The following is a 5,556-nucleotide window of genomic DNA, read 5'->3' on the forward strand; positions in this document are numbered from 1 at the left end:
CAGCTGCGCGAGGCCGAGCGCGCCGTGCGGCGCGTCATGATCGCCGGCGGCGGCAATATCGGCCTGCGCCTGGCGCGCCAGCTCGCCGAGGAAAACTACAGCGTGCGCATCATCGAGCGCGACCGGAAGCGCTGCGAATACCTCGCCACGCAGCTTCCGGACAGCGTGCTCGTCCTGCACGGCAGCGGCACCGACGAAAGCCTGCTGGAGCGCGAGAACATCGAGGACATGGACACCTGGCTCGCCCTCACCAGCGACGACGAGGACAACATCATGTCATCGCTGCTGGCCAAGCGCCTGGGCGCGCGCAAGGTGATCGCGCTCATCAACCGGCAGGCCTATGGCGAGCTCATGCAGGGCAGCCACATCGACATCGCCGTGTCGCCCTCGCAGGCCACCATGAGCGAGCTGCTGCGCCACGTGCGCCGCGGCGACGTGGCGGCCGTGCACCGCCTGCGCCAGGGCGTGGCGGAGGCGCTGGAAGCCATCGCCCACGGCGACCGCTCCACCTCGAAGGTGGTGGGCCGGCCCGTGGGAGAAATCCACTTGCCCAAGGGCGCCACCATTGGCGCCCTGGTGCGCGGCGAGGAAATCCTGCTGCCCGATGCCGACACCGTCGTCGAGTCCGACGACCACGTGATCGTCTTCGTGCCCTCGCGCAAGCAGATGCCGCGCGTGGAAAAACTGTTCCAGGTCTCGGCTTCGTTCTTCTGATGCGCGCCCCAGACCTCAACGCCGGGGCCGGCGCGGCCGGACGAGCATCATGAAGCGCGTGCTGGCCACCCTGCACATTCTCGGCCTGACCATGGTGATGTTCGCGCTCACCATGGTCATTCCGCTGGGCGTGGCGTACCTGGGCGAGGATGCCGCGCGCCAGGCCTTCCTGGAGGGCTTCCTGCTGTCGATCGGCATCGGCGCGGGCCTGGCCGCGCTTACCCGGCGCAATCGCAGCGAGCTGCGCGCCCGCGACGGTTTCGTGCTGGTGTCGGCGGTGTGGGCGGGGCTGCCGCTGCTGGCCGCGATCCCGCTGCTCATCTATTTTCGCCACGCCGGCCTGCCGCTGTCGTTCACCAGCGCCTATTTCGAGGCCATGTCCGGCCTCACCACCACCGGCGCCACCGTGCTGACCAATCTCGACGCGCTGCCGCCGTCCATCAACCTGTGGCGCGCCACCCTGATCTGGGTGGGCGGCATGGGCATCCTGGTGCTGGCCGTGGCCATTCTGCCGCTGCTGGGCGTGGGCGGCCACCAGGTGGTGCGGGCCGAGACGCCCGGCCCCATGAAAGACGAGAAGCTCACCCCGCGCATCGCCAGCACGGCCAAGGCGCTCTACGCGGTGTATTTCGCGTTTTCCATCCTCTGTTTCCTGGCCTACCGCGCCGTGGGGCTGCCGTGGTTCGACGCCTGGTGCCACATGGCCACCACCATGGGGCTGGGCGGCTTTTCCACCTGGGACGACGGCTTCGCCCACTTCGATTCCCCGGCGGTGGAGGCGGTGGCCATGGTGTTCATGCTGATCGCGGGCATCAACTTCGCCACCCATTTCAACGCCTTGCGCCAGCGCAGCGCCCGCGCGTACCTGCGCTGCCCCGAAGCCGTGCCCTACCTGGTCGTCGTGCTGGGCGTGGGGCTGGTGATCTCGGCATACCTGTACATCAAGGGGGTGTACACGGCGCCGCTGCAGGCCCTGCGCTACGGCATGTTCAACACGATCTCCATGGCCACCACCACAGGGTACGCCAACACCGATTTCGCCCAGTGGCCGCTCTTCGCGCCGCTCACCATGCTGCTGCTGTCGGGTTTCGCCACCTCGGCGGGGTCCACCGGCGGCGGCATCAAGATGATCCGCGCCATTCTCCTCATCAAGCAGGCGCGCAACGAGCTGGTCACCATGCTGCACCCGCACGCGGTGAGCCCGGTGCGCATCAACGGCCGGGCGGTGGAAGGCCGCACCATGTCGTCGGTGCTGGCGTTCATGCTGTTCTATGGTCTGTCCATCGCCGTGTTCACCAGCCTGCTGCTGCTGTCGGGGCTGGATCCCATCACCGCTTTTTCGGCCGTGTTCGCCAGCGTGAACAACACCGGTCCGGGCCTGGGCCCGGTCGGCCCCATGGGCAATTTCGCGGTGCTTTCGGATTTCCAGATCTGGGTGTGCACCTTCGCCATGCTGATCGGACGCCTGGAGCTGATGACGGTGCTGGTGCTGTTCACCCCTATCTTCTGGCGCAAATAGCGGCCGCCGGATCTGCCGCCATTCCCCCGGGATATCCCTAATCCGGGATATCCCGAACCCCTCTCCAGGCCCTGCCAGCGCTTGCTTTCCGGGAGCCGCCGGCCGCAATCCCCGTCAATCCTATGTTGTAAGTGCTTGCTTACCGGCTCTGTGCGGGTAAAACGGGATGCTTCCCGATGTTGCACACAAATGTCACGATTTACAATCGTTTTGCCATAAAGCTGCGGCTATCATGCACGCATAAGCAGCCGTCTAGTGCCCCCCGGGAAGCTGCCGGGCTTCAAGGTCGAACGGCGCAATCCCCCACCACAAATATCAAGGAGTCCGAGATGGAACACATCCCGTTCATTTCGTCGGCCCCCAACACCCTGGGCATCGAACTCGAACTGCAGCTCATCGATCCGCGCAGCTTCGACCTTGCCGCCGCTTCCGATGAGCTCCTGGCCCAGATGGCCAACCATCCCATCGCCGACCGCGTCAAACCCGAGATCACGCGGTCCATGATCGAACTGAATTCCTCGGTGCACGAGCACCCCATGGGCCTGCTGGCCGAAATGCGCGAGATGCGCGACGCGCTGGTCGAGGCCGCTGACGCCGTGGGGGTCTCTGTCGCCGGCGGCGGCGCGCACCCCTTCATGCGCTGGCAGGAGCGCTCCATTTCGGACACGCCGCGATTCCAGTACCTGGCCGAAATGTATGGTTACCTGGCGCGTCAATTTACGGTGTTCGGCCAGCACATTCACCTGGGCGTGAAGACCGGCGATGAGGCCATCGGCCTGCTGCGCCGCCTGTCGCCCTATGTTCCGCACTTCATCGCCCTGTCGGCCTCCTCGCCGTACTGCGAAGGCGTGGACACCCTGTTCTCGTGCTCGCGCCTGAACGCGGTCAACAGCTTTCCCCTGGCTGGCCACCTGCCGCCCGAAGTCAAGGACTGGTACCAGTTCGAGGCGCATCTGTCGCAGCTGCGCGCGTTCGGCCTGGCCGAGAGCATCAAGGACCTGTACTGGGATATCCGGCCCAAGCCCGAATATGGCACGGTGGAAATCCGCGTGTGCGACACCCCCCTGACCGTGGAGCGGGCCTGCCAGATCGCGGCCTTCGCCCAGGCCCTCTCGGTGCTGCTGCTGCGCGAAGACGAGCCTTCCGACGGGGCCTGGCTGTCCTACCGCAGCAACCATTTCCAGGCCTGCCGTTTCGGCCTGCAAGGCAGCTACGTCACGCCGGACGGCCAGCGCGTGCGCCTCATCGACCACCTGCGGGCCCTGTTCCAGCGCCTGATGCCGGTGGCCCAGGAGCTCGGCACGGCCGACATGATCGCCGCGCTGCGCGACGAGGCCATCCGCAGCGGCAACGACTCCCGCTGGCTGCGCAACCAGTTCCATCGCCTGCGCGAGCTGCCACTGGTGGTGGAAAGCATGACCCAGACCTTCCGCGGCGAGGCTTGCGCCACCGCGCCCGCGCCCGAACCCACCGCCGTGCTGCGCCGGCGCATCCGCGCCACTTCCGAGCCCATGCACGTTGCCGTGCAGCCGCTGTCGGAGCCCGGGGTGGAGCCCCTGCCCGAGCACCTGCACTGACCCGCCCGGGACAGGTCAGGGCGCGGCGCCCTGCCTGCGGCCGCCGATGGCGCTGACGGACAGGCGGGTTTCCCCGGCCCCGGTCCGATGCGCCGCGGCGCGCCAGGCGTGTCCGTAAGCCACCTCTATCGAAAGCCGTATCAGGCCGTCTTCGCCCCGCTGCGCTTCCAGGGCTGCGCACAGCCGCTCGCGCCAGCGCCTGCCGGCCAAGCCCGCCCGGCGGCCTTCGGCCGGATTGCCGCCCAGCGCGCGCACGTCCGCCAGCAGCTTGTCGGGGCCGCGGTAGGTGAGGGTCAGTATTTCCTGGTCCATGACCGGATCGGCAAAGCCGTTCTCCACCAGCAGATCGCCGAAATCGTGCATGTCCACGAACGAGGGCGTGGCCGTGCGCAGGCCGGCGTCGTCCAGCGCCTGCCGCAGCTCGCGCAGCGTGGCGGGCCCCAGACAGGAGAACATCGCCAGTCCGCCCACCTTGAGCACGCGCCGCCATTCGGCCAGCACGGCGTGCGGTTCGCGGTGCCAGTGCAGCGCCAGGTTCGACCACACCAAGTCCAGCGACTCGGGGGGCAGTCCGCTGGCCGCCAGGTCGGCGTTCAGGAAAGCCGGCCCGGCCGGGCCGCGACGGGCGAGCCTGCCGATCCAGGCGCCCAGGCCGCCGGCCGCATGGCGCTTGCGCGCGATCGCCAGTAGCGGCTCGCAGTTGTCCAGCCCGGTATAGGCGGCCTCGGGATAGCGCTCCCGCAGCAGGGCCAGGTTGTCGCCCGCCCCGCAGCCGGCGTCCAGCATGGCGGCCGGCCGCAGGCGGATATAGCGCAGCCGCCCCAGCATGCGCCGGGCCACTTCCCCATAGAGGAACTGGGCCTCGGACAGGTCGCCGCGGCGGGCGAACTGGCGCGGCACGTCGGCGCTGACGATGGGCAGGGAAGGCGGGGGGGGAGGTTTCTGGCAGGGACATTGGGATCGCGCCCGTGCTGGCGGCGCGGGGCGGAGCATGATTACATGAAGCGATGTCCGACATTATTGCGCATACGGGCTCAGCCTTCCGATTGACCCTGCGCCGCGCGGGGCGATCGCTGCTGGCCCGCATCGGCTGCGACTGCCCGCTATGCGGCGCGCGCGTCGCGGGGGCGCGGCTGTGCGCCGGGTGCGAGTCCGATATCGCCGGGTCCATGGCCGATCCGGCGGTTCCGCGCTGCCCGCGCTGCGCCCTGCGCCTCAGGCACGGCCACTGCGCGGCCTGCCTGGCGGGCGCGCCGCCGTTCTCGCGCTGCGTGGCGGCGTTCGATTACGAGCCGCCCGCCGACATCCTGGTCCATATGCTCAAGTCCGGGCTGCGGCTGAGCATGGCCCCCGTGCTGGCGGGCATGATGGCGCGCGCCTGCGCGCGACAGGGATTGGTTCTGCCCGCGGGCGCGGTGCTGGTGCCGGTGCCGGCCGGCCGCGCCTCGCTGCGCCGGCGCGGCATGAATCCCGCGGCCGAGATCGCCCGCGCCCTGGCCGGCGAGCTGGATATCCCGCTGGCGCGCGCCGTGCTGGCGCGCCGCCGCGAAACGCCGCGCCAAGCCACGCTGGACCGCCGGGCCCGCCGCCGCGCGGCGCAGGGGCTGTACGTCTGCCGCGAGCCCCTGGCGGGCCGGCACGCGGTACTGGTGGACGACGTCATGACGACCGGCAGCACCGTGCGTGCCGCCGCCCAGGCGCTCATCGCCGGCGGCGCGCAGGACGTAACGGTGCTGGTGGCGGCGC

Annotated in this window: 5 protein-coding genes; 4 read left to right on the forward strand and 1 reads right to left on the reverse strand. The window is 69.3% G+C overall.

The window, feature by feature from the left end:
- The 3 genes from trkA to AD428_RS21830 all read left to right on the forward strand — a co-directional run.
- Nucleotides 1-714, forward strand: a 714-nt coding sequence (gene trkA, locus AD428_RS21820) for a Trk system potassium transporter TrkA (RefSeq protein WP_082308544.1), incomplete at its 5' end; no start/stop codon positions are given.
- Nucleotides 715-763: 49 nt separating this feature from the next.
- Nucleotides 764-2,233 (forward strand): TrkH family potassium uptake protein, encoded by a 1,470-nt coding sequence (locus tag AD428_RS21825; protein WP_053246568.1) that lies wholly within the window; start codon nt 764-766, stop codon nt 2,231-2,233.
- A 329-nt stretch (nt 2,234-2,562) separates the two neighbouring features.
- A complete protein-coding gene (locus AD428_RS21830) occupies nt 2,563-3,810 on the forward strand; it encodes a YbdK family carboxylate-amine ligase (protein ID WP_053246569.1) in 1,248 nt (415 codons plus the stop codon).
- A gap of 15 nt (nt 3,811-3,825) precedes the next feature.
- Here the strand turns inward: AD428_RS21830 and AD428_RS21835 are convergent, their stop codons facing one another.
- Nucleotides 3,826-4,803: a methyltransferase domain-containing protein gene (locus tag AD428_RS21835; protein ID WP_053246570.1), complete on the reverse strand. Its 978-nt coding sequence runs from the start codon at nt 4,801-4,803 to the stop codon at nt 3,826-3,828.
- 14 nt (nt 4,804-4,817) lie between these two features.
- Between AD428_RS21835 and AD428_RS21840 the strand changes: the two genes are divergently transcribed.
- The coding region (locus tag AD428_RS21840; protein ID WP_053246571.1) for a ComF family protein at nt 4,818-5,556 on the forward strand (739 nt) is incomplete at its 3' end.

This window comes from Achromobacter sp. DMS1, assembly GCF_001270295.1.

Bases quoted from the DNA above. Each gene is read 5' to 3' on its own strand.
- AD428_RS21825 (WP_053246568.1), top strand. From the start codon at position 764: ATGAAGCGCGTGCTGGCCACCCTGCACATTCTCGGCCTGACCATGGTG.
- AD428_RS21830 (WP_053246569.1), top strand. From the start codon at position 2,563: ATGGAACACATCCCGTTCATTTCGTCGGCCCCCAACACCCTGGGCATC.
- AD428_RS21835 (WP_053246570.1), bottom strand. From the start codon at position 4,803: ATGCTCCGCCCCGCGCCGCCAGCACGGGCGCGATCCCAATGTCCCTGC.